At 44.3% G+C, this 26,512-nt stretch carries 20 protein-coding genes and 1 pseudogene; 10 read left to right on the forward strand and 11 right to left on the reverse strand.

The annotated features are described in order from the left end of the window. Position 1 precedes the first annotated feature (1 nt). The 3 genes from MASE_RS16195 to MASE_RS16205 all read right to left on the reverse strand — a co-directional run bounded on the left by MASE_RS16195 (position 2) and on the right by MASE_RS16205 (position 3,953). A complete protein-coding gene (locus tag MASE_RS16195) occupies positions 2 to 1,342 on the reverse strand; it encodes a Na(+)-translocating NADH-quinone reductase subunit A (protein WP_014950798.1) in 1,341 nt (446 codons plus the stop codon). A 512-nt stretch (positions 1,343 to 1,854) separates the two neighbouring features. Then, positions 1,855 to 3,033 carry an enoyl-ACP reductase FabV gene (fabV, locus tag MASE_RS16200; RefSeq protein WP_014950799.1) on the reverse strand — a complete coding sequence of 393 codons (1,179 nt, stop codon included), beginning with the start codon at positions 3,031 to 3,033 and terminating at the stop codon, positions 1,855 to 1,857. A 299-nt stretch (positions 3,034 to 3,332) separates the two neighbouring features. Further along, positions 3,333 to 3,953 (reverse strand): FKBP-type peptidyl-prolyl cis-trans isomerase, encoded by a 621-nt coding sequence (locus tag MASE_RS16205; protein WP_014950800.1) that lies wholly within the window; start codon positions 3,951 to 3,953, stop codon positions 3,333 to 3,335. A gap of 233 nt (positions 3,954 to 4,186) precedes the next feature. On the opposite strand from MASE_RS16205, the gene ppc reads away from it, so the two are divergent. Then, a complete protein-coding gene (gene ppc, locus MASE_RS16210) occupies positions 4,187 to 6,808 on the forward strand; it encodes a phosphoenolpyruvate carboxylase (protein ID WP_014950801.1) in 2,622 nt (873 codons plus the stop codon). 147 nt (positions 6,809 to 6,955) lie between these two features. On the opposite strand, the gene mdh is transcribed toward ppc, so the two are convergent. After that, on the reverse strand, positions 6,956 to 7,894 hold the full coding sequence (gene mdh, locus MASE_RS16215) for a malate dehydrogenase (RefSeq protein WP_014950802.1): 939 nt from the start codon (positions 7,892 to 7,894) through the stop codon (positions 6,956 to 6,958). 236 nt (positions 7,895 to 8,130) lie between these two features. On the opposite strand from mdh, the gene argR reads away from it, so the two are divergent. After that, positions 8,131 to 8,595 (forward strand): transcriptional regulator ArgR, encoded by a 465-nt coding sequence (gene argR, locus MASE_RS16220; protein WP_014950803.1) that lies wholly within the window; start codon positions 8,131 to 8,133, stop codon positions 8,593 to 8,595. Positions 8,596 to 8,660: 65 nt separating this feature from the next. On the opposite strand, the gene MASE_RS16225 is transcribed toward argR, so the two are convergent. Continuing rightward, positions 8,661 to 9,344, reverse strand: coding sequence for a type 1 glutamine amidotransferase domain-containing protein (locus MASE_RS16225; RefSeq protein ID WP_014950804.1), 684 nt, complete (start codon positions 9,342 to 9,344; stop codon positions 8,661 to 8,663). Between the two features lie 193 nt (positions 9,345 to 9,537). Continuing rightward, entirely contained in the window at positions 9,538 to 12,708 is a 3,171-nt protein-coding gene (locus MASE_RS16230; RefSeq protein WP_014950805.1) for a TonB-dependent receptor, read from the reverse strand. A gap of 385 nt (positions 12,709 to 13,093) precedes the next feature. Here MASE_RS16230 and MASE_RS16235 point away from each other — a divergent pair, with 385 nt between their 5' ends. The 5 genes from MASE_RS16235 (at position 13,094) to MASE_RS16255 (ending at position 18,005) form a co-directional block, all read left to right on the forward strand. Beyond that, positions 13,094 to 13,987, forward strand: a complete 894-nt coding sequence (locus MASE_RS16235) for a PhnD/SsuA/transferrin family substrate-binding protein (RefSeq protein WP_014950806.1) — start codon at positions 13,094 to 13,096, stop codon at positions 13,985 to 13,987. Further along, positions 13,987 to 14,940 carry a hypothetical protein gene (locus MASE_RS16240; RefSeq protein ID WP_014950807.1) on the forward strand — a complete coding sequence of 318 codons (954 nt, stop codon included), beginning with the start codon at positions 13,987 to 13,989 and terminating at the stop codon, positions 14,938 to 14,940. The genes MASE_RS16235 and MASE_RS16240 overlap by 1 nt, the downstream gene beginning before the upstream one ends. A 208-nt stretch (positions 14,941 to 15,148) precedes the next feature. Further along, a complete protein-coding gene (udk, locus tag MASE_RS16245) occupies positions 15,149 to 15,772 on the forward strand; it encodes a uridine kinase (protein WP_014950808.1) in 624 nt (207 codons plus the stop codon). Positions 15,773 to 15,784: 12 nt separating this feature from the next. Continuing rightward, positions 15,785 to 16,996, forward strand: a complete 1,212-nt coding sequence (locus MASE_RS16250; protein WP_014950809.1) for a NupC/NupG family nucleoside CNT transporter — start codon at positions 15,785 to 15,787, stop codon at positions 16,994 to 16,996. A 169-nt stretch (positions 16,997 to 17,165) separates the two neighbouring features. Then, positions 17,166 to 18,005, forward strand: coding sequence for an isopenicillin N synthase family dioxygenase (locus MASE_RS16255; protein ID WP_014950810.1), 840 nt, complete (start codon positions 17,166 to 17,168; stop codon positions 18,003 to 18,005). Positions 18,006 to 18,060: 55 nt separating this feature from the next. Here MASE_RS16255 and MASE_RS16260 read toward each other — a convergent pair whose 3' ends face one another. Beyond that, positions 18,061 to 19,218, reverse strand: coding sequence for a tetratricopeptide repeat protein (locus tag MASE_RS16260; protein ID WP_014950811.1), 1,158 nt, complete (start codon positions 19,216 to 19,218; stop codon positions 18,061 to 18,063). Between the two features lie 285 nt (positions 19,219 to 19,503). Here MASE_RS16260 and MASE_RS16265 point away from each other — a divergent pair, with 285 nt between their 5' ends. The 3 genes from MASE_RS16265 to MASE_RS16275 all read left to right on the forward strand — a co-directional run bounded on the left by MASE_RS16265 (position 19,504) and on the right by MASE_RS16275 (position 21,767). Next, positions 19,504 to 20,010, forward strand: a complete 507-nt coding sequence (locus MASE_RS16265) for a fasciclin domain-containing protein (protein ID WP_014950812.1) — start codon at positions 19,504 to 19,506, stop codon at positions 20,008 to 20,010. A 222-nt stretch (positions 20,011 to 20,232) separates the two neighbouring features. Continuing rightward, positions 20,233 to 20,652: an MAPEG family protein gene (locus tag MASE_RS16270; RefSeq protein ID WP_014950813.1), complete on the forward strand. Its 420-nt coding sequence runs from the start codon at positions 20,233 to 20,235 to the stop codon at positions 20,650 to 20,652. A gap of 134 nt (positions 20,653 to 20,786) precedes the next feature. Further along, positions 20,787 to 21,767, forward strand: coding sequence for a GGDEF domain-containing response regulator (locus tag MASE_RS16275; protein ID WP_014950814.1), 981 nt, complete (start codon positions 20,787 to 20,789; stop codon positions 21,765 to 21,767). A gap of 32 nt (positions 21,768 to 21,799) precedes the next feature. Here MASE_RS16275 and MASE_RS16280 read toward each other — a convergent pair whose 3' ends face one another. The 4 genes and pseudogenes from MASE_RS16280 to MASE_RS16295 all read right to left on the reverse strand — a co-directional run bounded on the left by MASE_RS16280 (position 21,800) and on the right by MASE_RS16295 (position 26,397). Further along, positions 21,800 to 22,489 carry a 3'-5' exonuclease gene (locus tag MASE_RS16280; protein ID WP_014950815.1) on the reverse strand — a complete coding sequence of 230 codons (690 nt, stop codon included), beginning with the start codon at positions 22,487 to 22,489 and terminating at the stop codon, positions 21,800 to 21,802. 4 nt (positions 22,490 to 22,493) lie between these two features. Further along, a complete protein-coding gene (locus MASE_RS16285; RefSeq protein WP_014950816.1) occupies positions 22,494 to 24,323 on the reverse strand; it encodes a putative nucleotidyltransferase substrate binding domain-containing protein in 1,830 nt (609 codons plus the stop codon). Positions 24,324 to 24,421: 98 nt separating this feature from the next. Beyond that, a pseudogene (locus MASE_RS16290) lies at positions 24,422 to 26,127 on the reverse strand (sodium:solute symporter family protein). 3 nt (positions 26,128 to 26,130) lie between these two features. Beyond that, positions 26,131 to 26,397 carry a DUF4212 domain-containing protein gene (locus MASE_RS16295; RefSeq protein WP_014950817.1) on the reverse strand — a complete coding sequence of 89 codons (267 nt, stop codon included), beginning with the start codon at positions 26,395 to 26,397 and terminating at the stop codon, positions 26,131 to 26,133. Positions 26,398 to 26,512: the final 115 nt, after the last annotated feature.

Genomic DNA, 26,512 nt, shown 5'->3' on the forward strand with positions numbered 1-26,512 from the left:
CTTAACCCTCTTTCTCTATCGTGGTCAAACAGTCGCGTAAGATAGGAGCGTAGTTGTATTTGCCAGGGCATACATAAGTACACAATGCCAAATCTTCTTCGTCCAACTCTAAGCAACCCAACGTCTGAGCACCGTCAGTATCACCAGAAATCAGGTCCCTAAGCAGAAGCGTAGGAATGATATCTAGGGGCATAACGCGTTCGTAATTACCAATTGGAACCATAGAACGTTCAGAACCATTGGTAGTTGTTGTCATATCAAATTTCTTGCCGCCACTTAGGTGACCTAAGTAAGCACGAGTCACTGAGTGTTGGTTTGAACCAGGTAGGATCCAACCGAACAATTTCTTCTCGCGACCTTCTTTTAGTAGTGAAACTTGGGTGTGGAAACGACCAAGGAAGCCGTGAACGCCCATCGCTGTCGTACCGCTAAGTACAGAACCAGAGATAACACGTACTTCACCGTCTACTTGCTCGCTAGCAGTAAGCTCGGTCAAGTCTGCGCCCATTACGGTGCGCACTAGGCGTGGGTTAGTTGCTGCAGGACCTGCAAGTGAAATAACACGACGGTTATCTAGCTCACCAGAGGTCAACAATGCACCAATTGCCATTACGTCTTGGTAGTTGATGTGCCAAACCGTTTTGTTCATGCCAGCAGAATCAAGGAAGTGGATGTGAGTACCCGGTAGGCCCGCAGGGTGAGGACCGCCAAATTCTTCAACATCAACTGCCGCATCGCCAGTAGCAACAGAAGCACCTGCCGCTTTACAAACGTAAGTCTTGCCGCCGCTCAATTGCGTTAACGCTTTAAGACCATTTACGAAATCGTCTTGGCGCTCAGCAATAATCACAGCAGGATCTGCTGCTAGTGGATTAGTATCCATTGCTGTAACAAAAATTGAACTTGGAACAGAGTCTAGCTTAGGAGATTTGCTAAATGGACGTGTACGGAACGCTGTCCACATGCCTGACTCTACAAGGATTGACTGAAGCTGCTCGCGTGAAGCGCTCGCGATCTGGTCAGCTGCAATTTTATCAAAAATTACAGCATCGCTGCCGTTCACTTTGATAACTACAGACTGAAGAACACGTTTTGCACCACGGTTAACCTCTACCACTTCACCCGCTGCTGGGGCAGTGAATTTAACGCCAGGGTTCTTTTTGTCTTCAAAAAGCACCTGACCTTTCTTCACTACATCGCCAACTTGGACGTGCATGGTAGGGCGCATACCCACATATTCTTCTCCCAGAATGGCAACGCGCGTTGCAGCAGATGCATCAGCAATCTCCTGCTTTGGCGCTCCCTCAATTGGGAGGTCGAGACCTTTCTTGATTTTTATCATATGTAATCGCACTACTCTAATAGAAATACCCTTTTGCATGACCGCAGAAAACCTGCCTGTCAGCATGCAAAAGCGCACTATTAACAGGTGTAGAACACCTTTTCGTTGTTGATTGATGGAACTTGCTGCAATTGCTACGGTCAGCCTGTTATGAAGCCGTAACGCATAATTCCTTTTGCGGACGCTTAATTCGCCCTTTCTTTATAGACCACCAGCAGAAATTTACACTTATTATTGTTGTTGTGTAGCTGCAATCGCTACTGCTGTTTTGGTAGAGGCAGAAAAGACCCCTACTTAATTTCGGGATTTTAGCATTAACCCATACGTTTGTGCCACGCTATTTCAAGATAAAGGCAAATTTTTCTACAATTTAATGTAAACCTTTGGTCTTATTCATTTACATTTTGCGAATCCATACGCCGTATCAACTTGTAATCAGGTACAAAAAAGCCGTCAAATCAGACGGCTTTTGCGCATATAAGCATTAGGTTAATTAATGGTAAGTTTAGGTTTTACCAATTAACCATTGGGTCAACTTCACTGTCGTAATCAACACTTGAAATGTCAAAACCGAACAGTTTTAAGAACTCATGGTTGTAACCTTTGTAGTCACTTAAGTCATGAAAGTTCTCTTGTGTCACTTGATCCCATAGCGCCTTAATTTTTGCCTGTGTTGCGTCGTTAGTTTCTTTGCCATCCATGCGATAGCGATTTGCTTCATCTAACGTTGGTGTATTGCCGAACAGGCACTGTGTGAACAAGCCATGAATCTGCTCAATGCACCCTTCGTGGGTGCCTTCCTCTTTCATCACTTTGTAAATAAGTGAAATATACAGAGGCATTACAGGAATGGCTGAGCTTGCCTGCGTTACCAGTGCTTTCAACGAGCTCACATTGGCTTGCACAAGCAAATCACTGTTTTTACCAATAATGGCTGCGGCAGCGCGATCTAGGTCTTCTTTCGCTTTACCAATCGTCGCTTGACCATAAATAGGCCATGTTAGTTCTTTACCGATATAGGTATATGCGGTGGTTTTACAGCCTTCAGCAAGCACATCGGCTTCACGTAAAAAGTCCATCCAACGTTCCCAATCTTCACCGCCCATCACTTTGATGGTGTTAAGGATTTCTTCGTCGTTGGCTGGCTCTAGCGATACTTCATGCACTTTGTCTTTATCAGTATCGTAGGTTTTCGTAGTGTACGCCTGCCCTACAGGCTTAAGCGTAGATTTATACGTTACGCCTGTTTCTGGGTCGGTTCTACGCGGGGATGCAAGGCTATAAATGACCAAATCAACCTTGCCCATTTCAGCTTTGATTTTTTCGATGGTTTCATTTTTGATTTCATCGGAAAACGCATCGCCATTAATAGTTTCTGCATACAAGCCTTTTGCTTTGGCTTTTTCGTGGAATGCAGCGGTGTTGTACCAACCGGCAGTACCCGTTTTACGTTCCGTTGGTGCTTTTTCAAAACACACACCCAGCGTTTTAGCGCCATAGCCGAACGCAGAAGTAATGCGTGATGCTAGGCCGTATCCCGTAGAGCTACCAATAACCAATACATTTTTAGGGCCTTCGCCTAAGTCGCCTTTTGCTTCTACATAAGCAATTTGTTCGTCAACCGCCGTTGCACAGCCAACAGGGTGCGCGTTTGTACAAATGAAGCCTCTCACTTTAGGCTTGATAACCATAATAATTTTCCTTATTTGAGCGTGGGGCTATTGTAATGCCGAAGCCACTGATAACAACTCGGAGCAGATGAAACCTAGCATATCGCAAACGCAAGGCGACACCAATGAAACAACGTGCCAAATTTAGGTTTGCTTTGTATTTACGAGAAAAAACAGAGAAGAAAAGAGATAGGAAAAAGAAACATTAGGCCATATCGCTAAATTTAACGAAGTGCGGGCTAGTTTTTAAAACGTTATGAACTATGAATAAGAAAAGATGGAACACAGGTGTACAGAACTGCACACCTGTGAACAACACATTAACCTAGAACGTCTAGAAGCTCTACGTCAAAGATAAGCGTGCTGTATGGTGCAATAGCTGCGCCCGCACCTTGCTCACCGTAAGCAAGATCATGTGGCACGTATAAACGGTACTTAGCACCTACTTTCATAAGTTGAAGTGCTTCAGTCCAACCTTTAATTACGCCGCCTACTGGGAATTCAGCTGGCTGGCCGCGCTCGTAAGAGCTGTCAAAAGTGGTACCGTTAATAAGTGTACCGTGGTAGTGAACACGTACAGTGCTAGCCGCAACTGGTGTTTCACCGTCACCTTCAGCAATAACTTCATACTGAAGACCAGATTCAGTAACGGTTACTTCGTCACGCTTCGCATTTTCTTCAAGGTACTTTGTGCCTTCTTCAATAACCGCTTTGCTAGCTTCTTCTTTAGCCGCTTGCATACGCTTGTGAATTTCGCCGAACGCATCACGTAGTGTGTCGTTATCAACCTGAGGCGCTTGACCTGCGAAGGCGTCTTTTAGGCCAGCTACAACAGCGTCAATCGCTAGTCCGTCAAACGGATTTGATTGTAATTGTTGACCCATTTGAAAACCAATGCCGTAACTTGCTTGGGTTTCTACTGTATTGAATGTATCAGTCACAAGAACTCCTGAAATTAAATTACAAATGCAGTACAAATTTCAAACAAAACGCATAACGCGAGAATGTTTCTGCATTTTCCGGTGCAAGAGTGTATCACACCACAAAATATCTTGCTTTGAGCAATGTTAACTAGGGTGCAAAAGTATCAAAATGTTGTAAATTATAACCGAAAGTGGTTAGACAAGTCGCAAAGGACACAGTATGGTTAAGGCCATATATTTAGGAGGATAGCATGCAAACACACTACGATGCTGAACTGAAAGATACCGTTCGATACCTAGGTAAAACCTTAGGTGAAACAATCAAAAATCAATTGGGTCAAGAGTGGCTAGACCGTATTGAAAAGATTCGTAAAGGCGGCCGAGCTTCTTATCAGGGAGACGCTACATGTAGCGAAGAACTGAAAGAAACTTTCAAAACAATGTCTGACAGCGATTTGCTTACTGTTGGCCGTGCATTCGCACAATTCTTGAATTTGGGCAACATTGCTGAGCAAGAATACAATGCGGCAATGAATGTTGATGCGTCTATTGATGCACTATTTAAACACCTAGATAAAGCTGAATTAACAGCTGAAAAAGTGCAGGATGCGGTTGCAAAACTGAACATCGATCTTGTACTGACCGCGCACCCAACTGAGGTTACGCGCCGTACACTTATTCACAAACATAAAGAATTGGCGAACTGCCTTCAGGCTATTCACCAAGAGTCGCTTAATGATGTTGAGCGTAAGAAAATTGAAACCCGTATTGCTGACCTTATTGCACAGGCTTGGCACACTGAAGAAATTCGTTCAGTACGTCCAACACCGGTTGATGAGGCACGCTGGGGCTTCTCTGTTATTGAAAACTCATTATGGGAAGCAGTGCCAGACTTTATGCGCGAGCTTGATGGTCGCCTAAACGAAGATTATGAAGTATCACTGCCACTAGATGCATCTCCCGTTCAGTTTAGCTCTTGGATGGGCGGCGACAGAGACGGCAACCCATTTGTAACGTCAAAAGTGACTGAGCAAGTATTATTACTTGCTCGAAAACGTGCGGCCAAGCTTTTCGCGATTGATCTTGACCGCTTGCAAGTTGAGCTTTCAATGTACGACTGCAACGACGCGTTACGCGAAAAAGTCGGCGACGCCAACGAGCCGTACCGCGCCCTTCTTCGTCCACTTGTGGACAAGTTCATCGCAACCCGCGATGGCATTAGCGACTACTTAGCAGGTAAAAACCCAGATACTTCAAACTGGGTTGAAAGTGATGATGAGCTAATTGAACCACTGATGCTTTGCTACCAGTCACTGTTAGACTGCGGAATGCAAGTTGTAGCAAACGGTCTGCTGCTAGACACTATTCGTCGTGCTCGTGTATTTGGCATTCACCTTCTGCGCCTTGACGTGCGTCAGGACTCTGAGCGTCATGCAGACGTTTTCAGCGAACTAACACGCTACCTTGGTCTTGGTGATTATGCTCAGTGGAGCGAAGCCGACAAGCAAGCGTTCTTATTGCGCGAGCTTGGCTCAAAACGCCCGCTATTCCCTGCTCAATGGGATGCGTCTGATGACGTGAAAGAAGTGCTTGATACCTGTAAGGTAATTGCGAAGCACAGCAAACACGGTTTTGGTATCTATATTATCTCTATGGCCAGTGAGCCATCGGACGTTATGGCCGTTCAGCTGCTACTTCAAGAAAGTGGTGTAGATTGGCCAATGCCAGTGGCGCCATTGTTCGAGACGCTAGACGATTTGAACAACTCGCCTGACGTAATGCGCAAACTTCTGTCTATCGACTGGTATCGCGGTTACGTTAAAGGTCGTCAATTCGTTATGATTGGTTATTCAGATTCAGCCAAAGACGCAGGTGCACTTGCTGCGGGCTGGGCTCAATACCAATCACAAGAAGCCTTGGTTGCGATTGCTGATGAGTTTGATGTGAGCTTGACCCTATTCCACGGCCGCGGCGGTACAATTGGTCGTGGTGGCTTGCCAGCACATGCTGCTATTTACTCTCAGCCTCCTGGCTCACTAGACGGCGGCTTCCGTGTAACTGAGCAAGGCGAAACTATTCGCTATAAATTCGGTATGCCTAAGCTGGCTAAACGCAGCCTAGGTATTTACGCCAGCGCCATAATTGAAGCCATGTTATTCCCGCCTCCGGCACCAAAAGAAGAATGGCGAGAGCTTATAACTGCAATGGCAGCCCAAGGTCGCGATAACTACCGTGCAACCGTGCGTCACGATAAAGAGTTCGTGCCTTACTTCCGTGTTGCAACGCCAGAGCAAGAGTTAGGCAAACTACCACTAGGTAGTCGCCCAGCGAAGCGTAAGCCACAAGGTGGTATTGAGAGCCTACGCGCGATTCCATGGATATTTGCTTGGGCACAAACCCGTTTGGTACTGCCAAGCTGGTTAGGCGTTATGCGCGCTATCGATAGCGTGAAGACACCGGAAAATGAAAAAGTGGTTAACGAGATGTTCAGCGAATGGCCGTTCTATCGTTCACGTCTTTCAATGCTGGACATGGTGTTCCATAAAGCCGATCCGCGAATCAGCGAAGCTTATGATGAGCGCTTGGTACCCAAAGAGCTCAAACACTTTGGAGAAGCATTGCGTAGCGAGCTTAAAGAAAGCATCTCGTCGCTGTTGGCTATAACCGGTGACGGCGACATCATGAAAAACGACCCGCAGGGTAAAGAGTCTATGGAGATCCGCGCAGCATATCTTCAGCCCCTTCACTACCTGCAAATTGAGCTTCTGGATCGTATTCGTAAAGCCGGTGACGATGCACAAAACACCAGCCTAGAGCGTGCCATGATGGTTACCATCGCGGGTATTGCAATTGGTATGCGTAATACAGGCTAGAGCCCAAGTTAACGCTTAACGTTATTATGAAAAGCCTGCTCAATGAGCAGGCTTTTTTTGTAGTGTCTTAAATGCAAAAAAGGCTGGGTACATAGGAACGTATCCAGCCTTTTCTAGCGGATGCTAGTACATCCGCTTCAGGCGTTATTAGCCGTTTACGAAGTCTACGCCTAGCTTGATGTCGCCACGTAGGCCTTCAAGCATGTCGTTTTTCGCTTTTTCTTCAAATGCGCTTAGCTCGCCGTATGGCAAGATTTCTTCAACACCGTTTGCGCCTAGGCGAACTGGATGTGCAAAGAATGCTGCGTCGTCGCTGTCGTCAGTTTGTACATAAGTGTACTCAACCACGTTCTCGCCTTGCATTGCTGCAACTAGAGATAGACAGAAGCGTGCCGCTGCTTGACCCATTGATAGGGTTGCAGAACCGCCGCCCGCTTTAGCTTCAACAACTTCAGTACCCGCGTTTTGGATACGAGTAGTTAGGCTAGCAACTTCTTCGTCTGTGAACTCTACACCTTCAACTTGTGAAAGTAGAGGAAGGATAGTTGTACCAGAGTGACCACCGATTACCGGTACGTGCACAGAAGATACGTCCACACCTTTAAGTTCAGCAACAAACGTTTCAGCACGGATAACGTCTAGTGTCGTTACACCGAAAAGCTTGTTCTTGTCGTAAACGCCTTTAGCTTTTAGCGTTTCAGCTGCAATAGCAACAGTAGTGTTAACTGGGTTAGTGATGATACCAACACACGCGTTCGGGCAGTTATCAGCTACACCTTCGATTAGGTTTTTAACAATGCCGGCGTTGATGTTGAATAGATCAGAACGATCCATACCTGGCTTACGAGGCATACCCGCTGGAATTAGAACAACGTCTGCTCCAGTTAGTGCATCAGCTAGGTCATCTTTACCGTGACCGGTTACTTTTACCGCAGTGGGGATGTGGCTCAAATCAACGGCAACACCAGGAACAACTGGCGCTACGTCGTAAAGCGCTAAATCTGAACCTGCTGGCAATTGTGTTTTCAACAACAAAGACAGCGCCTGACCAATACCACCGGCAGCACCTAACACGGCTACTTTCATACCATTTCTCCTATGGGATTACTTCACGTATTTAAACGGAACGTCACACTAATGCAACGCGGGGGAAAACTCAATCACCGGATCGTCTTATTAACGTTATTTATGGCGATTTTATCTCGATATTCATTATCATGAATGATTATGCAAAGAAATTGCGCAAAGTCTACCTGTACGGCACAATATACGCATACTAAATATAATTCCTAACGATAACCCTAAAAAAGAAAAGAGCGCTAATGGCAAACGCAAAACAAGAGCTACTCATCAAAGCTTTTAAAGAAATTCTTAAAGCAGAAAGTTACGGTTCACAGGGCGAAATTGTTGATGCATTAAAAGCACAAGGCTTCGACAACATCAGCCAATCTAAAATCTCTAGAATGCTAAGCAAATTCGGCGCGGTACGCACGCGAAATGCCCGAGGTGATATGGTGTATTGCTTGCCTCCAGAGCTAGGTATGCCTACGGCTAAAAGCCCTCTTAAACAGCTGGTACTGGATATCGTTCACAACAACGTAATGGTAATCATTAGAACCAGCCCTGGTGCTGCACAGCTTATTGCGCGCTTGCTTGACTCATTAAGTAAGAAAGACGGAGTTTTGGGCACCATTGCAGGTGACGACACTATTTTCATCGCGCCAGCGGATGTGTCTAGAATTGAAGAACTAAGACAGCGTGTTGAAGACCTGTTTGAGAACGTTTAGGTAGCCACGCTTTTAAAACGGTGCCCTCTCATTGAGGGCACTATATATTCTGCTGTTCGCTGACGCTAACTCAATAGCTTAATCAGCGCATCGGCTGCTGGTCGTGATGACGGCGGATTCTGTCCCGTCACCAGTAACCCGTCGGTACACACTTTTACAGCAAAATTGTCGGCGCTCTCATACTTACCGCCTTTTTTAACCAGTTCATCTTCAACCAGATAAGGCACTACGTCTGTAAGTTCCATTGCAGCTTCTTCACTGTTTGAAAATCCGGTAACAGATTTTCCCTCAACCAGGTATTTGCCATCAGGCGTTTTAACGTCTTTAAGCACAATTGGCGCGTGACATACTGCCCCAACGGGTTTATTAGCTGCGATAGTGTCTTCGATTAGTTTTATCGAGTGCACATTGTCAGAAAGGTCCCACAACGGACCGTGTCCCCCTGGATAGAACACCGCGTCAAACTCTTCAGCTCTCACATCTTCAAGCGGAATAGTCGACGCTATAGCGCTACGCGCCAGCTCATCTTTCGTATATCGCATAGCGTCATCGGTCATTGCATCGTCAGCCAGACTATTGGGATCGATAGGCACTTGCCCTCCCATGGGTGACGCCAAAGTTATCGTATATCCTTGGTCTTTAAATGCGTAGTACGGCGCAGCAAACTCTTCCAACCACATGCCTGTCTTTTTGCCGGTATCACCCATAATTTCGTGAGATGTCATTACCATTAGCATACGTTTTGACATAAGCCCTCCTTGCGAGCATTTAAAAATTTGTCGTCAATTACTTCGGCTAATGTACGTAGTTAGATCATTAAAAAAGCGGAGGATCGTTTGATTGCATGATTGTGAGATTAATGGCGGGCATAAAAAAGTGCCACTTCCTGTTAAGGAGAGTGGCACCTAACACTACAACTTGTAGCTAGTGTTTTTCTACAGCTTAGAAGCGGTAGTTAACACCTACGCGGATTTCCCAAAGTGAAGGAGCGCGAGAAACGCTCTGCTCTGGTCTTGAGAATGCGCTGTACTCATACTGACCTGCATCATTGATATCTGCAGCTAGAACTTCATCACCACCGAATGTACCTTGACGGAATACACCCCATTGGTCGTTGATAAGGTTAGTTACGTTCTCAATGATAAAGAATGCATTTGCACTGTGGCCTTCATAGAAACCTGGTAGCTCTTGCGAGATACGTAGGTCAGCTTTAAACCACCAATCAGCAGTTTGACTGTTACGTTCTAGGATTTCGCCACGCTCAAAGCCATGGTCATCAACCCAACGGTTGAATTCAGCTTCAGCAACCTCAGCAGACTGAATCACTTCGCCGTCATCATTAAGTTGATCTACGAACACAACATTTGCATCGTTCAACTCAGGAATGTAGATAAGTTGACGAGCGTCTGCAGCATCCCAACCAAACGCATCGTTGTTGCTGTAAACGTAAGAGAAAGGCTTACCTTCGTTAGCAGTTGCGAATAGGTTGAAGCGAGTAGCATAACCGTCGAAGAACTCAGCTGTGTAACCAATTGAGAAGTTGAAACGGTTGCCAACAGCGTAGTCAGAAGTTGCAGCTGCAGGGTTGTTTGGATCGCTAGTTGCAAAGTTTGTGTAGTTAGAGAAAGCTACAGAGCTTGTCATTGGGTTTGCATCTTCTGCATCAACGTATGCATATGACGCAGCCATGTCAAAGCCATTATCCCACTCTTTGCTAACACCAACAGATAGTACTACTGAGCTACCGTCACCGCCGTCTACATTATCAAGGATAAAGTCTGAACCAGTCCAACGGCTTGGATCGATTGCTGTATAGATAGTACGGCCGTCGAAACGTGTTTCACCAGAATCAACGAGCAGCGCATCACGAACAATGGCCGAATCTTGACGATCTGTGTAGATAACATCAGCGTTAACTAGGTAGTCGCCCGGCGCGATGTACGTAAAGCCCAACGCGTATTTCCACTCTGAAGGAATCTCAAAGTCTGGTGCAGTCGCATTTGTGTTACCGTCACCGTCAGTGATGCTAGTATTTGCAACTTCGTCAAACATATCCTGTGGAATGTCGAAGATTGGACGACCTTCGCCAGTAAGAGGAACGTCAAATAAAGATGTAACACCTGAAGTCCAGCCAGTGATGTCACCCTCACGAACACCAATGTTAGTCACACCGTCGTTTGAGTAAGCATTTGAAATCCAAACGTTCGGGTTACCGCCAGAGTATAGACCCAAGCCACCGCGTAGTTCTAAATCTTCATTCACTGTGTAAGTGAAACCAAAACGTGGCTGAAGAAGGTCAATGCCGTCAACGTTTGCAGTGTTAGCGAAGCCGTAACGCTCGGTGAAGTTTTCATTCAAACGAGGTGTGTCATCAGAGCTGTAAGTATCGTAACGAAGACCAGCCATAATCTTAAGATCATCTGTAAGATAGAACTCATCTTGAATGTAGTACGTTGTTACGTCGTAAGCGAATGATGCACCTGCGTCAGCTGGGTTATTAGTACCCGCAGAGTTGTTGTAGTAAATACGATCAACAAGACCAGCTTCGAAGTCAGCGATGCTGTCGAAACGGTATTCACCTACAGTGTGCTGCATAAACAAGTTAAATACGTCAGTTTCTTCGTACTCAACACCAGCTGTAATTTGGTGGTCACCGTAGAAGTAAGTACCCGCCAACTTAAAGTTGAACACTTCGTAGTTTAGCTGGTTTGACTGACGAGAGTCATCAGGACCGATATAAATTCGACCGCCGTCTTCAGTAGCGATTTGAGCTTCAGCGAAACCTGATGCTGCATCTAGCGACTGCTGGCGGTTGTCTAGATCTGTGTGACCTACACGAAGCTCAGTTGAGAAGTCATCGCTCCAGTTAGAGAATAATGAACCTACAACGTTAGTAAGTTCAGCACCACGCTCATAGAAGTGGTTGCTAAGAGACAGGTTGCTAGAACCGGTATCAGACTGACTTACACTGAAACCATCGTTCCAGTTGTACATTAGTGACGCACGGTGGTCAGCATTAATGTTCCAGTCTAGTTTAATAAGGATTTTTTCATCTTCAACTGGTGCTGAACCTGGTGTACCACCAACATCGTAACCATAAACACGTTGAGCAATTTCAGTTACTTGGTCAATATCATCCTGAGTTACACGATTACCTAGTGCGTTGTAATCATATAATTGAACGCCTTCAAGTTTCTCGTATGCAGCAAAAAGGAATAGGTTGTCTTTGATAAGCGGAAGGCCAACGTTGAAACCATAGCGCTTTTCAGTGTAGTTACCGTTATCACGAACAACACTGTCAGCTTCATCACCACGGTAAGAGTCAGACGTAAAGTCGTAGAAAACACCGCCATGAACTTCGTTAGAACCAGACTTGGTTACAGCGTTGATGTTACACGCAGTAAAACCACCGTACTCAACGTCAAATGGCGCAAGTTCAACAGCAACTTGCTGAATTGCGTCGTATGAGAACGGCATACGTTCTGTTGGGAAGCCATTGCTGTTTAGACCAAAGTTGTCATTCATTCGAATACCATCTAGGGTCAAGCTGTTGTTACGCGGGCTTGCGCCACCACAGCTAATAGAGTCGTTGAAGCTTTCGTCAACGAATACTCGAGGGTCAACACGCACGATGTCACCGATACTACGGTTTATTGCAGGTGTATTTTCTAGTGCTTCAAGATTGAATACAGTTTGTGGGCCTGTTGCACCAAATGCAGTTGCTGTTAGCGCACTACCGCTTACAGAGATAACTTCAATATCACTTGCGTCTTCTAGAGTAAGGTTAACGCCAAATGGGTTACCTAGTTCTAAGAAAACACTATCTACCGTTGTATCTTGATACTGGTCTGAATCAACAATGATTCTGTAAGGACCACCTACGCGAAGTCCGCGAAGGTTAAATGTACCGTTTGCTCCCACTACTACTTCACGCACAGTGCCAGTAGGTTCGTGGATTACTGTAACAGATGTTCCCGCAGCAGGTGCACCTGTAGGGGTAAGGATGCGGCCTTCCATTGCAGATGACGTTTCTTGCGCCATTGCAGTGGTAGACAAACCGATTGACAGCGCAACCGCAGCCGCAATGCGACTGAATTTAGCTGATGAGCTCATGTGTGTGTTTCCCTTTTTGTTTAAAATTCTTTTTTACTCGGTCTAGTGTAGTGCAAAAAATACCACATCAAACCTATGACTTAATCAGAACCGGACAAATTGTCGTAAAGATTCATGTCAGATTTATTACAATTTTACATTTTTATTTAACAGCAATCGCCCGAGGCTATTGAGTTTGCAAAATAATACTTGACCATATGGTCAGGTTAATTTACTTGTTATTATTATTGTCAATCTGCGACGAATAGCTGATTCTATTCTTGGCAGATATGCTACTAATAAACAGCGTTTAATAAAAATCAGGTTTACTCATAAAAATACATAATTTTTCAATGAGTTAACACAATAAAATAAATTTACCTATTGCAATAAATAACCTTAACTGATGAAATCACTATATAAATCGTTAATTCATTTGGTCGTTTTTTTGACGAATTTCAGAATTGTTGCTACCGGAAAGTGGATAATTTTTATCTTAGCTGCACTTGTGTGCGGTTCGATAAACTATTTTCAAAATTCCGATGAGTATAGTGACATCGCCCCACAAACCGGTCAATATTTAACCTGCAAAACTGATTTACGGGGCAATAGCGACGTCTTTTCTGTGTATGTTACTGACGGTAGAATTGCTGAAATGGCAAGTGAGCGCCTATGCAATGATAAAACGATTAAGCGCCAATACGGTGAAGTTAAAGTTACAATAGGCCAAAGTGATTACGATACCTTTCGATACATTAATCATGGCGTTGTTGATTTAGCGCTGGTGAAAAGTAATGTCGTAGATGCGTTCGGGGCTGACCAAATTTATGGATTGACCAAAGTAGCATCGCATCCTGACTACTCAGCTTTTTTTATCGCGCTAAGAGAACGACCGCTACTATCTAAAGAGTACTTGCTAGGTAAAAAGATAGGATTGCTCGATTATCCGAGCAGCCGTTCTGGTCATATTGTTCCCAAAACAGTTTTGCAGAACCTCGGACTCAGTGACTCCAATGTAGATATTGTTTACTTCAGTTCTCACCAAGAACTGCGACGAGCTTTGCTCGCGGGTGATATTGATATTATCTCCTCATATTGGGCAGAAGAAGATAAAGACAACTTCTCAAGAAACTATGCAACGCCGCTGCAGGAAAGTGTAAGTGGAATGCAATGGTATTTGAAAATGCAGACGCAAAACACAGACTTATTTTGCGCTATACAGTCGGTAATTCATGAAGTTGCAATGTCTCATCCTAGACCTTATTACAAAACTATTACATTAGAGGAAGGGTGTAACTAATGGGTAGTAAGAGAATATATTTTAAGCCCAAAGCCTTTATCATCTTTAATGGTCTTGTCTTGTTAGCATGTTTCCAATTCATCGCTTTAACTGCACAATACTTTTCACACCATACTTCTCTTCACCGTGCACTTGATAAGGTAGAGCGAAGGGTAAGCCTAGACAGCGCGTTTTTAGACGTTGGAAACAACACCCTTAACACGCCTGTAAATCAGTTCGCCATTTACCGTTATCTTGGAAAACTAAACGGCACGCTTAAGGACGAAAACTACCCCGTTCTAGTCAGAGGAATCCAAGATATTGTGACGAGCAATGAAGACTTTACGGGTTACCCTTTGTCTTTTACGGCAAATTTCGTCAACGCTGAACAAGTCATTAAGGTAGAGATGCGAAGTAAAGCCGTCACCAGTACTTTTGCTTTTAGTTGGACTGCGCTTATCGCATCATTACTCGTTACACCATTTTTTGCTGTTTCGAGTAAAACCAAAAGGAAACGCGCAACCTTAGAAGAAGTTATCCCTCCTTCCCCAAAACTCGTAATCAACTTAAAAGATAAAACGATTTCTAACGGAATCGATGACAAAGCCATCACGTTGCAGAATAAACCACTGTGCTTTTACACGGCTCTAGTAAAATATTGTATAGAGCACCCCGATCAGCCTCTACAGCCACATAAAGACGTTCCGACTGAACTACTGGCTTTGGCCAACAAGAGTTTTGGTCGATTAATCGAATTGGGCCATACCAAGCGAAAACGCCCAGATTTCAATGCAAATTTAGATAAAACCCTCAGCGAAATACGCGCTGCACTTGACGATGTATTTTCTGGTTATGTTGATGAAAAAGAGACCTACTACCCACCCAGAGCGCAAGGTGAGGGCTCTCGCTCAAAGCAGCATTCGTATGCATTACCGAGTATTAAGGACGACGATATAGAGATAATTGGTAACTAGCGATATTTTGACTTGTTCAGTTAAAAACTGACCACTTGGAGAACTTTTTGGTATTTTTTGCATGCTGACTAAACACCCTGCAATACCTTGAAAATACGATAAAGTTCTAGCAAAGACCGATCCAAAAACCGAGAACTTGTGAATATAACATTGATTCGCGAGGCCTAAACGCGTATCTTTGCACCAACAAAATCAGCTTTATAGTACTATGCAATCGCCACTTATTATTGCCATTTCTGGAGCTTCTGGCTCTGGGAAGTCTCTTTTTACAAAAAATTTGTTTAACGGCTTCAGTGCTCAAGGCCGCCCTGTTCAAGTGCTGCGCGAAGATCACTACTACCGTGCGCAAGATCATCTTCCCATGGAGCAACGTGAGAAGAACAACTATGATCACCCGAATGCCTTTGAACATGAGCTTTTGAAAGCGCACTTGCAAGCATTGCGCGATGGTCAGCCTATTGACTATCCACATTACTGCTATAAAACGCATACGCGTTTGCCTGAAACTGAGCGTCTAAATCCTGCGCCAGTCATTATTCTTGAAGGTATCATGCTACTTGCTCGTACTGATCTACTTCCTTTGTACGACGTGAAGATCTTCATTGATACTCCTCTTGATATTTGTTTGATGCGCAGAATGATGCGCGACCTAAAAGAACGCGGTCGTAGTATTGAATCTGTGGCAAAACAGTACGAAGAAACTGTTAAGCCTATGTATCATCAATTTATCGAACCTAGCCGCTTCACTGCCGACGTAGTAGTGACGCAAGGTGGCAAAAACCAAATTGCATTAGATGTGATCAAATCACACATTCAGCAAGCGCTTCTTTAAGGGAACATTACTATGGTGAGTTTACTGGGCATTGCAGTCCTTCTGGGTATTGCCTTCGCGTTATCATCGGCGAAACGCAATATAAATTGGCGCACCGTTGGTGGCGCATTTGCTATTCAAGCATCCGTTGGCGCGTTTGTCCTGTATTCTGAACCTGGTAAAGAAGTATTGTTGAGCGCGACGCGTTTTGTCGCCAACATCATTGCTTATAGCCAAGAAGGCATTAATTTCTTGTTCGGTCCTATTGGCGACAAGTCAATCGCGTTTATTTTTGCCTTTAACGTGCTTCCAGTTATCGTGTTTTTCTCGGCGCTTATTGCCGTTCTTTATCACCTCAAAGTAATGGGTTTGATCATCAAGGTTATCGGTGGCTTTTTACAGAAAGCGCTGGGAACTAGCCGACCTGAATCCATGTCTTCTGCTGCCAATATTTTTGTGGGCCAAACAGAAGCGCCTCTTGTGGTTCGCCCTTTTATTCCACACATGACGAGCTCTGAGCTATTTGCCATTATGGTGGGTGGTTTAGCGTCAATTGCTGGTTCAGTAATGGCGGGCTACGCTGGCATGGGGGTAGATCTTAAGTATTTGCTAGCAGCTAGCTTTATGGCTGCGCCAGGTGGCTTACTTATGGCAAAAATCATGTTGCCAGAAACCAGTAAGCCAAATGAAGATTTACATGACGTAGATGCGGAAGATACCGGCTACGCCAATGTATTTGATGCAGCCGCCAGTGGCGCTGCATCAGGCATGCAACTTGCGTTAAACGTAGGTGCAATGCTACTCGCTTTCATAGCACTTATTGCCATGTTTAACGGCCTTATTGGCTGGACAGCAGGATTATTTGGCTATGAAAACGTGACGTTTGAAGGGATCCTGGGTTATGTGCTTCAACCTCTTGCATGGGCAATCGGCGTACCATGGGAGGAAGCGCAACTTGCAGGCAGCTTTATTGGTCAGAAAATGGTAGTTAACGAATTTGTTGCCTACCTAAACTTCCTAGAGAACCAATCACAGCTATCTGAAGCATCTCAGGCCATTATCACCTTTGCACTCTGTGGTTTTGCAAACTTCTCTTCTATCGCTATTTTGATGGGTGGAATTGGTGCCATGGCACCAACACGCAGAAAAGAAATTGCGAGACTGGGGTTAAAAGCTGTTATTGCTGCAACGTTATCTAACTTAATGAGTGCCGCGCTAGCGGGCTTTTACCTCTCTCTTGGTTAAATTTCATTAATTTGGACCAGTTGGTCAAGATTTTACTAGACTAACTGGTCAGGTTTCTGTAAATTACGCGCAAATTCCTCGCGGGGTTGATTTATGTCAATTTCTGCGACTTTTTTCTGTAGCCCGTCTACCTTTATAATGCCGCAGTCAAAATATACGGGATAAAGTTATGCAATTAGTTGCTGTTGATTACCAAGCGGAAAACGCACAAGAAGAATTCGTGAAGTCACTTCGCGAGACAGGGTTCGGTGTTTTAAAAAATCACCCTATCCAACAGTCATTAGTTCAAGGTATTTACGACAATTGGCAGGGCTTCTTCGACAGTGAAGAGAAGAACGATTACCTGTACAACAAGGGTAAACAAGACGGATTTTTCCCTCAGAGCGTATCTGAGGTAGCCAAAGGCTTTACGAAAAAAGACATTAAAGAGTATTACCATTTCTATCCGTGGGGTCAGTGTCCAGAAGCGCTACACCCGCAGATTTCCCAGTACTATGGGGAAGCAAACACACTAGCGAAAGAGCTATTGGGTTGGATAGAAAAACATTCTCCTTCAGAGGTGAGCGATAAGTACAGTCAACCGCTGGGTGACATGATCAAAGATTCTGATCAAACCTTGCTACGTATACTGCACTACCCACCACTAAAAGGTGATGAAGAAGTAGACGCAATTCGCGCAGCTGCTCACGAAGATATTAATTTGATTACTATCTTGCCTGCAGCCAACGAGCCTGGATTGCAAGTACAAGCTAAAGACGGTAGTTGGATTGAAGTTCCGTGTGATTTCGGGAACTTGATTGTGAATATTGGCGACATGCTTCAAGAAGCATCTGGCGGATACTTCCCATCAACTACGCATAGGGTTGTAAACCCAGATGGTGCTGACATGACGAAATCTCGTATTTCATTGCCACTGTTCTTACACCCTAGACCAGATGTTGTTCTTTCAGAACGTCATACCGCAGGGTCATACCTGCAAGAGCGCCTTCGTGAGCTGGGCGTTATATAAATTAAGTTCCTTTTGTAGTGTTATTCTTTTGCCGCAGCTAGTCTGCGGCTTTTTTTTAACTGCTTGCTAACGTTGCCAGTTTTGACGAATAGCGTTGCTTTTCTTGCTCATTGGGCGAATACCTGACCGCTCGCTCTAAATAACGTTGAGCTTCACTTACATCACCTAACTCGTGATAGGCCTTTGCCATCCCAAATAGAATCTCATGGCGCGCGTTATCAAGTCTTAGTCCTCTTTCGTAATGAACTATTGCCAATGCAATATCACCTGCCTCAAGTGCCTGTTCTCCTAAAATGTAATGGTAATATGGATTATGCTTCCGCTTAGCTTCTACCATTTGGGTTATTTTTAAGGCCTCGTCATCTCTATCTTGATAAGTGTAAAGAATGGATAAATTTTCCCATGCGGTTAAGTTTTCTTCATTTAGCGATAGTGCGTGTTTGTATGTCATTTCAGACTGCTCATATTCATCCACCATTCTATAAAGCACACCTAAGTTCACCCAGCTCTGCTGAAGGTCGGGAGCGACTTTTGCTGCTGCACGAAAATAGCTATAAGCCCGAGTGTAGCTGTTCGCCACTAAGGCATCCGCTCCTTTGTTGTTGTAATACATTGCTATTACTTTGTTTTTGGAAACGGCATTTCTTGGGAAGTAATTTCGCAGCATTTGTGGATCAAAATCAACGTCTGCCCACGTTCCTCCCACAGCTGCAACAGGACTTTCATTTGGCAATGAGAGTCGAAGGTTAATGTGCCCATTCAGTAAGCTATACCCTTCTCGTCGTGTCCAGTATTCCGGAATTTCCACCTCGTAAAATGTTGCATTGAGTCCAACGTGTTCTGCCAAAGCGTACGTCATAATAGAAAGAGACAGACAGTTCGCGGCTCGGTTATTAAATGTTGTATTTGCCGTTGTATTTGCGCTGTTACGATAAAGCATCCCATGATCAGAATGATCGAAAATTGCTTTTACTAACCCTTTTACATTCTTTTGCAGGATACTTTTTTCGTAAACTGCCCTTTCGGCAAAAAACTGTGCGTCTTCGTCTAAGTAAAAAATTTCATCTGAAGACTCTACGGGAAATAACGTATAGGAAGGAAAGAGACTGTCATTTAACAAAGTGGGCGCATCTTTTACATGCTGATTATCAGTGGTTTGGCAAGCGGCAAGCACTATGCATAACAACAAAGGAACAGCGAGTCGAGCATTCATAATAGGCACCTTTCTTATTTACTCGATAGATTAAGTATAGCAGTGCGCCATGAATTTACATTTTATTTACAACCCAGTTTAAAGCTCGTTCAACGCATAATTTTACTTGCTTCCTTAGGTGCTCATACATTGCGACTTGGCATTACACAAAGTTAATCATCAAATTTCCCTGAAGTGCCGTAACAATTCTCAATTCAGTAGCTTTCAGTGGCGTAGGTCAGTAGTTGGCGAAACGAAGGATGTTGAATTTCACTTAACGTAATTTAATAGGTAAAAGGAAAGAATATGAGAAAGTTAATTAGTGCGTTCTTCTTAGTTGTATTGAGTGCCTCAGCGGTTGCTGGCCATCATGCAAAGGATGGACATAAAGATATTGTCGACACCGCAGCAAGCAACGACATGTTCTCAACACTTGTCACCGCAGTTAAGTCTGCAGACTTGGTCACTACACTAAAGGGAGATGGGCCATTCACTGTATTCGCTCCCACCGATGAAGCTTTTGCTGCACTCCCGGCAGGCACCATTGAAATGCTGTTGAAACCTGAGAATAAACAAACCCTTGTTAAAATTCTCACTTATCACGTAGTAACGGGTAAAGTCACAGCAAAAGATGTAGCTGGGCTATCTGATGCCACTACCGTCGAAGGAAGCAAGGTAATGGTCTCAACTGATATGAATAAGGTTATGATAAACGACGCAAATGTGATCAAAGCCGACATCATGACGAGTAACGGTGTTATTCACGTGATCGATACCGTGTTGCTTCCAAACGATGTTAAAGCGGCGCTGTAATCCCTCTTGCAAAGAAAAGCGCTGAAAACGAAAGCACTAAAAATTAGTGCTTTCGTTCATCGATTTATGGATGTGCTTCGATCTCTTCAACAAGTCTCGGCGTAGAAACATTAAACGGTTAGTTGGTCACGGGCATGTTTAACATACGCATGTTTAAACAGGCCTTCGTTGTCATCTAACCAGTCGTCTGAATCCATTCAAGGAATAAAGAAAGGAGTTCACGTGTTCACAGTCTACACATATAGTATTGCGGGCCTTTTGCTTATAAGCTTTACCGTTTTCGTGCAAAACATCGTTGCCGCTATCGCTCACAGAAAACAGTCTCGCTATATTCCAGGGAAAGTCAGCGAGGAATTGAGTCATGATAGTTTCGTATTCAGAAGCCACAGAACATTTCACAATTCGCTCGAAAATATTCATCAGTTTACGCTCCCAGCTCTTCTTTGCATTTTTCTTGGCGCATCAACCAGCATACTTGCAGCACTTGTTTGGATTTACGCGCTAAGTCGCATCATTCATATGGGACTGTATTACGCAATCGCTACAGAAAAAAATCCAAGCCCAAGAAGCTATTTTTATATGATAGGCACGCTGTGTACCTTCGGCGTATTTGGTCTTGCAGTGTTTAATTTGTTTTCCTAGAAACGATATAAAGTAAGAAGATAAGAGTGAAATTGAACCAAATGGTTAAATATTAAACTTTTGGTTAATCCACATTTTCTAAAATTAGGCGTACTCTTGAACCTGAACACTCACCTTTGTGTTTAGGAGTATTTGTGTATATTGAACAAGTTGGCGACCGAACTTTAGCAGATTGCAAAGTATTGATTGTCGACGACCAAGCCAGCAGCAGACTTGTTCTGGAAACTTTACTTGAAGACACAGTCGCCTGCGCCTCTGTGGGCTCAGGTAAAGAAGCAATTGAATATTGCAAGTACCATACGCCTGACCTAATCCTCATGGATGTTTCAATGCCCGAATTAGACGGGCATCAGACCACCGCATTGTTAAGAAAAAAGCCGTTGTGTGCTCACATTCCTATTATTTTCGTGACCTCTTCGTCAAGTGATGAAGAAGAGTCGAGATGTTGGGAATCAGGCTGCGTTGACTTTGTGGTGAAGCCGGTAAACGCTTGTACCCTACGCAACCGTGTAAAATCACACATCAATCACAAGCTTAGAAACGATTTGCTCGAAAAGCTTATCTATGTAGATAAGTTAACAGGTGCCTACAATCGCCACTATTTAGACGACTATTTACCCCGTTTAGTGAGAGATGGGTTACGTAACGTTACTCCTCTCTCCTTGGTTATTTTTGATGTTGACCACTTTAAACTGTTTAATGATATGTATGGTCATATAGATGGCGATAGCTGTTTGTGGAAGGTCAGTAAAACGATCAACGACGCCCTACTTCGACCTATGGACAAATTAGTAAGAATTGGCGGTGAAGAGTTTTTGGTTATTCTGCCTAACACCGATGTAGACGGTGCAAAGGCCGTCACTGAGCGCTTATTGCGAACGGTTCATGACCTGAATATTCCTCATGCGGCATCTGAGTATGAGCGCGTTACGCTAAGTGCAGGCTTAGCCGTCAAGCATGCTGATGACAATAAAACTATCGACTACGTCATGTTAGAAGCAGACAAAAATCTGTATGTGGCTAAAACCTCTGGACGGAATCAACTCGTGGCGCCGACAGCGGTAAGCGCTGGCAAAATAAATGCACCGAGTCACCCCACAAAACTTAAGGCCTAGGCACTATAATTAGCATTGCCTTGCTTTAGACGCTAATGCGCTACTCCCAGCTTAAAACGGCCAACAGCATTCGTGTGAGCCAAAGACTCGAGTGAATTCTCCAAAGTAATTCCCAATTCATTTAGCTGGGCGTAAAACAACTGCATTGTCGCTAACGCATCATCTAGTGCGTTGTGTTCAGGAAACGCGGGTAAGTCTAACCGTTGCCTACAAACCGTTAGCGTTGCACTATTACTCGGTAGCACCTGATGTTGTTTGTTTAACTGATAAAGTGCGAGCTGAAGCGTATCAAGATAGAGCACTTCCATCTGCGGTAATCCACACCGTTTGAAGGCACTATCAAGCGCCATCAAATCTAATCGCGCATTGTGAAAAATTAGAACATGTGTCTTCAGTAGTGGTAGCAATGAATTGATGGCGTCTGCTAAGCCTTCGCCTTGTTGCAAAATATCTAAGGTCAATCCGTGTATTACAGGGCTTTGTCCTAAGTCCGCTGACGTATTAATAACGTGATAGCCACTGGAGGAAAGCGTAATTTTTCCAGCTGAACCACTTACATAGCCAATCGATGTAATTTGAGTTGTCACAGGGTCTAACGATGTGAGCTCTAAATCAACAGACGCCAAAGGAGTGTCGCCCAACGTTTTATCACGTAATGACTTTCTGAATTGACGCTTCCCAAACAGTACCGATGCACAGGCTTCGATTATTCGCGTTATCATGGGGTTAACTTACGCCGCCAGAGAACTTCATAACCATTGCTTGATTGGTTCGCTCTATAGCCTTGAATGCGGCTTTTAGCTGATGCTTTTCTATCGATGATAAACTTGAAACCGACACACGATTGTCCGTTACTTTATTTTCCAACTGATGACGCCAACGCAAACGATTTAAGAACAGCCAAATATCACGTAGGTTAGTCGCATCTCTTTTTGAGAGCTGTGAATTTTCCGATAGCGCGTCTAACCGGGCAAGTGTATTAGGCAACGTCACGCCATCAGCTAGCGCGTATATGCGGGCGATATTGTTGATTAAGGCCACGGCTCGGGTTTTAAGGTCGATCACGTCCTTCTCTTTACGGCCTTTTTCATAAATGAACTTTTGAAACATGGAAAGCGGAACCGATATTTCGTTACTATTTCTCGTAAGCGCTGCTAAGAACATATTTTGCTTCATCAAGGGGGCCCTTTGACGCTGCAACTGCTTAAATAAACTTATATCCCCGGCTGCGCAGCGAACATCAAGAAAAATATTAAAGTGCATAATCGCATCTTTAGTTGGTGCTTTTACCCATCGCTTAGCTTCTTCAATGGCTTCTTCAAGCGAGAGTCTAAGCTTAGGGTTGCTCGCCATAATATTACCATCGCACAGTTTAATGCCGCATTTGGCCAAACCGTTACACACATAATCAGCCATTTTTGCGAAATATTCTGCTTGCGCTTCGCTTGGCCGCTCAGCAAGAAGCAGTCCATTATCTTGATCCGAACCCATCGTCTGATCTTCTCTTGCCTGTGAGCCATAAACAAGCCACGCAAACATCATGGGTGCTTTACCGTTAGCCTGTTGGAAAAAGCCAATAAGCTTTCTTGTCATAATATCGGTAGCTTGAGACAAAATTTTGCCAGCAATGTCATAGTCCCCTGCTTTTTTCGCATGAGCAGAGAAATAATGCGGCAATTGCCAGGATAGCCGTGTTAATTCGTAAAGGTTTTCCGCTTTGCTTAGCTCTCCAATTATAAAAAGAACGTTACCACGCTGATGACGAATAATATCGCTGGCTGTCACCATACCCAATGGCACAAGGGTTTGCTGGTCGATAACGGGGAGGTGATGAATGTTCCTTTCGGTCATAAGCGCCAAGGCATCAAATAGCGTTCTATTTCCCATTATCTGCGCAGGATTAGGCGTCATTATATGGCTGACTGGAAGATGAATATCGAGAGAGGCGGCAACCACTCTTGAACGTAAGTCTCGGTCGGTGATAATGCCAATAAGCTTATCTTCTCGTGTAACCAGTAATGACGATACCTTTTGATTCGTCATGATCTGCGCCGCCACTGTTATTGACGTTTCTACGTCCACCGACACGGGAGACTTATTAATAACATCCTCAAGCCCTTTATAAAGCCACATGGAGTTACTATCGGAAATAGCATGGTTTTGAAGGGCATTATTGCGCAGCCCATCAAAAAAATTTCGAATTGCTGGCAGTTCAAATAACGGGGTAACAGCAGACGCTTCAAAACAGTAAACCAGACCTGGACTGTCTACACTGATGCTTAATGAAAAATTACGTTTTTCCATTATATTGGTGTAGCCGAAGTAGTCGCCCTCACTTAAATGGCGTAAAGGGGCATCTGAATCTTGGACTGAAAACTGTCCATTTTGAATAAGAAAAAGTGACGATTTGCCCTTTTGCAGGTCGCCCACATTATCCGCTGTCAGGTAAATCAATTCAGTATGTTTTACTAGCTCAAGCTTTTGCTCTTTATCCAGCACGTCAAAAGGTGCTGATGTGTTGAGAAAGTCTTCAACTTGTTTAGCCATCGCAGTCATAGGAAATGTCCAGTTCACAAAAAGAAAAAACCAACCTACTCACTTTCGCCAGTAGATTGGTTTTATTTTGCTAAAGCCTATCTTAAGGCAACATTAGTTTAGTGCGCTGATGCTTCACCCGCACCCTTAGGATAACGAATGCTTTCAACCAGTTCTTGGATTTCTTCTGGCGCTTCATCTGTTGCTTTGAACACAAGGAAAGCCACAATGAAGTTCACCATCATACCTAAGGTACCAATACCTTCAGGAGAAATACCAAACCACCAGTTGTCAGGCGTATTGGCCGCTGGGTTTACAAATTTGAAGTAAATAATGTAAGCCGCAGTGAAGGCAATACCTGAAATCATACCAGCAATAGCACCTTTATCGTTCATGCGCTTGCTGAAGATACCCATAATAATTGCCGGGAAGAAACTCGACGCCGCTAAGCCGAAGGCAAATGCCACCACCTGTGCAACAAAGCCTGGCGGATTGATACCGAAGTAACCTGCTATGACAATGGCCACCCCAGCAGCAAGTCGCGCATACATGAGCTCGGCTTTATCGGTAATGTTTGGCATAAAGTTTCGTTTCAGTAAATCATGGGAAACAGAGGTTGAAATAACCAGCAGCAAGCCTGCGGACGTTGACAGTGCGGCTGCCACACCACCCGCTGCAACGAGTGCAATAACCCACGCAGGTAAGTTCGCAATTTCAGGGTTAGCCAATACCATGATATCGCGGTCGACTTTCATTTCGTTGCGCTCGTCACCCGAATAGAACATCTTGCCATCACCGTTCTTATCTTCATATGAGATAAGGCCAGTTTGTTCCCAGTTTTTAATCCACGACGGCGCTTCTTCATAGCTTGTTCCCGTCATTTCAGGTCCATTAATGGTTTCGATCATATTCACACGGGCAAACGCTGCTAGTGACGGTGCTGTGGTATATAGAATTGCGATAAACGCTAGTGCATAGCCTGCAGATTTACGCGCATCGTGAACTTTAGGCACAGTGAAGAAGCGAACGATTACGTGTGGAAGACCCGCTGTACCTACCATTAACGCAAAGGTGATAAAGAATACATCAATGGTACTTTTTGTTCCTGAGGTGTATTCGTTAAAGCCTAACTCGACAGATAAATTATCGAGTTTCTGCAGCATATGCACCCCCGAACCGTCTGCTAAGGTCGCACCAAAGCCGGTTTGCGGCAGGATATGTCCTGTTACCATCATAGAGATAAATACCGCAGGTACAATGTAGGCGAAAATCATTACACAATACTGTGCAACTTGCGTGTAAGTAATGCCTTTCATACCGCCAAGTACGGTGTAGAAGAACACGATAACCATACCGATAACCACGCCAGACACAATATCAACCTCTAAGAAGCGGCTGAATACCACACCTACGCCACGCATTTGACCTGCAACGTATGTAAAGCAAACGAAGATTGCACAAAATACAGCAACCGTACGCGCGGTTTGTGAGTAGTAACGATCCCCAATGAAGTCAGGTACCGTGAATTTGCCAAATTTACGTAAATAGGGAGCTAAACAAAGCGCAAGTAGAACATAACCACCTGTCCACCCCATTAGATATACTGCACCGTCATACCCCATAAATGAGATAAGACCCGCCATTGAATGAACGAGGCTGCCGACATCCAATCTGCTGCCGTTGCCATCCCATTCATAACGGGAGGTACACCGCCACCTGCAACGTAAAAATCGTTAGTTGAGCCTGCGCGAGCCCAAATAGCGATAGCGATATAAAGCGCAAACGATGCGCCAACGATAATAAACGTTAAAGTTTGAACGTCCATGATTTACTCCTCATCTACGCCGTAGCGTTTGTCCATGGCGTTCATCTTCGCCATGTAGACAAAGATCAATGCAACAAATACGTAAATTGCGCCCTGCTGCGCAAACCAGAAGCCTAATTTAAAGCCAAAGAATTGGATTTCATTTAAGATATCGACAAAAATAATGCCGGCACCGAATGATACGATAAACCAAACGACTAAAAGCTTGGCGAGAAGAGCGAGATTCTCCCTCCAATACGCTTTTTTGTCCTCTTCGTTTCTAAATGCCATTGTTTCACCCTCATGTCAGGTTAATTGATTGTTATGATTTTACATATTCCTAACGCCCGGCTTTGTTAACGTTATTGCTGCGTGTTACGTGGTTGAGGAAAGACAATCACAAGCA

Origin of the sequence: Alteromonas macleodii ATCC 27126, assembly GCF_000172635.2 — a bacterium.
GTDB lineage: Bacteria > Pseudomonadota > Gammaproteobacteria > Enterobacterales > Alteromonadaceae > Alteromonas > Alteromonas macleodii.

What these genes read in the sequence shown, in the direction of transcription:
- MASE_RS16195 (WP_014950798.1), bottom strand. Translation starts at nt 1,342, where the DNA reads ATGATAAAAATCAAGAAAGGTCTCGACCTCCCAATTGAGGGAGCGCCA.
- fabV (WP_014950799.1), bottom strand. Translation starts at nt 3,033, where the DNA reads ATGGTTATCAAGCCTAAAGTGAGAGGCTTCATTTGTACAAACGCGCAC.
- ppc (WP_014950801.1), top strand. Translation starts at nt 4,187, where the DNA reads ATGCAAACACACTACGATGCTGAACTGAAAGATACCGTTCGATACCTA.
- mdh (WP_014950802.1), bottom strand. Translation starts at nt 7,894, where the DNA reads ATGAAAGTAGCCGTGTTAGGTGCTGCCGGTGGTATTGGTCAGGCGCTG.
- argR (WP_014950803.1), top strand. Translation starts at nt 8,131, where the DNA reads ATGGCAAACGCAAAACAAGAGCTACTCATCAAAGCTTTTAAAGAAATT.
- MASE_RS16225 (WP_014950804.1), bottom strand. Translation starts at nt 9,344, where the DNA reads ATGTCAAAACGTATGCTAATGGTAATGACATCTCACGAAATTATGGGT.
- MASE_RS16230 (WP_014950805.1), bottom strand. Translation starts at nt 12,708, where the DNA reads ATGAGCTCATCAGCTAAATTCAGTCGCATTGCGGCTGCGGTTGCGCTG.
- MASE_RS16235 (WP_014950806.1), top strand. Translation starts at nt 13,094, where the DNA reads ATGAAATCACTATATAAATCGTTAATTCATTTGGTCGTTTTTTTGACG.
- MASE_RS16240 (WP_014950807.1), top strand. Translation starts at nt 13,987, where the DNA reads ATGGGTAGTAAGAGAATATATTTTAAGCCCAAAGCCTTTATCATCTTT.
- udk (WP_014950808.1), top strand. Translation starts at nt 15,149, where the DNA reads ATGCAATCGCCACTTATTATTGCCATTTCTGGAGCTTCTGGCTCTGGG.
- MASE_RS16250 (WP_014950809.1), top strand. Translation starts at nt 15,785, where the DNA reads ATGGTGAGTTTACTGGGCATTGCAGTCCTTCTGGGTATTGCCTTCGCG.
- MASE_RS16255 (WP_014950810.1), top strand. Translation starts at nt 17,166, where the DNA reads ATGCAATTAGTTGCTGTTGATTACCAAGCGGAAAACGCACAAGAAGAA.
- MASE_RS16260 (WP_014950811.1), bottom strand. Translation starts at nt 19,218, where the DNA reads ATGAATGCTCGACTCGCTGTTCCTTTGTTGTTATGCATAGTGCTTGCC.
- MASE_RS16265 (WP_014950812.1), top strand. Translation starts at nt 19,504, where the DNA reads ATGAGAAAGTTAATTAGTGCGTTCTTCTTAGTTGTATTGAGTGCCTCA.
- MASE_RS16280 (WP_014950815.1), bottom strand. Translation starts at nt 22,489, where the DNA reads ATGATAACGCGAATAATCGAAGCCTGTGCATCGGTACTGTTTGGGAAG.
- MASE_RS16285 (WP_014950816.1), bottom strand. Translation starts at nt 24,323, where the DNA reads ATGACTGCGATGGCTAAACAAGTTGAAGACTTTCTCAACACATCAGCA.
- MASE_RS16295 (WP_014950817.1), bottom strand. Translation starts at nt 26,397, where the DNA reads ATGGCATTTAGAAACGAAGAGGACAAAAAAGCGTATTGGAGGGAGAAT.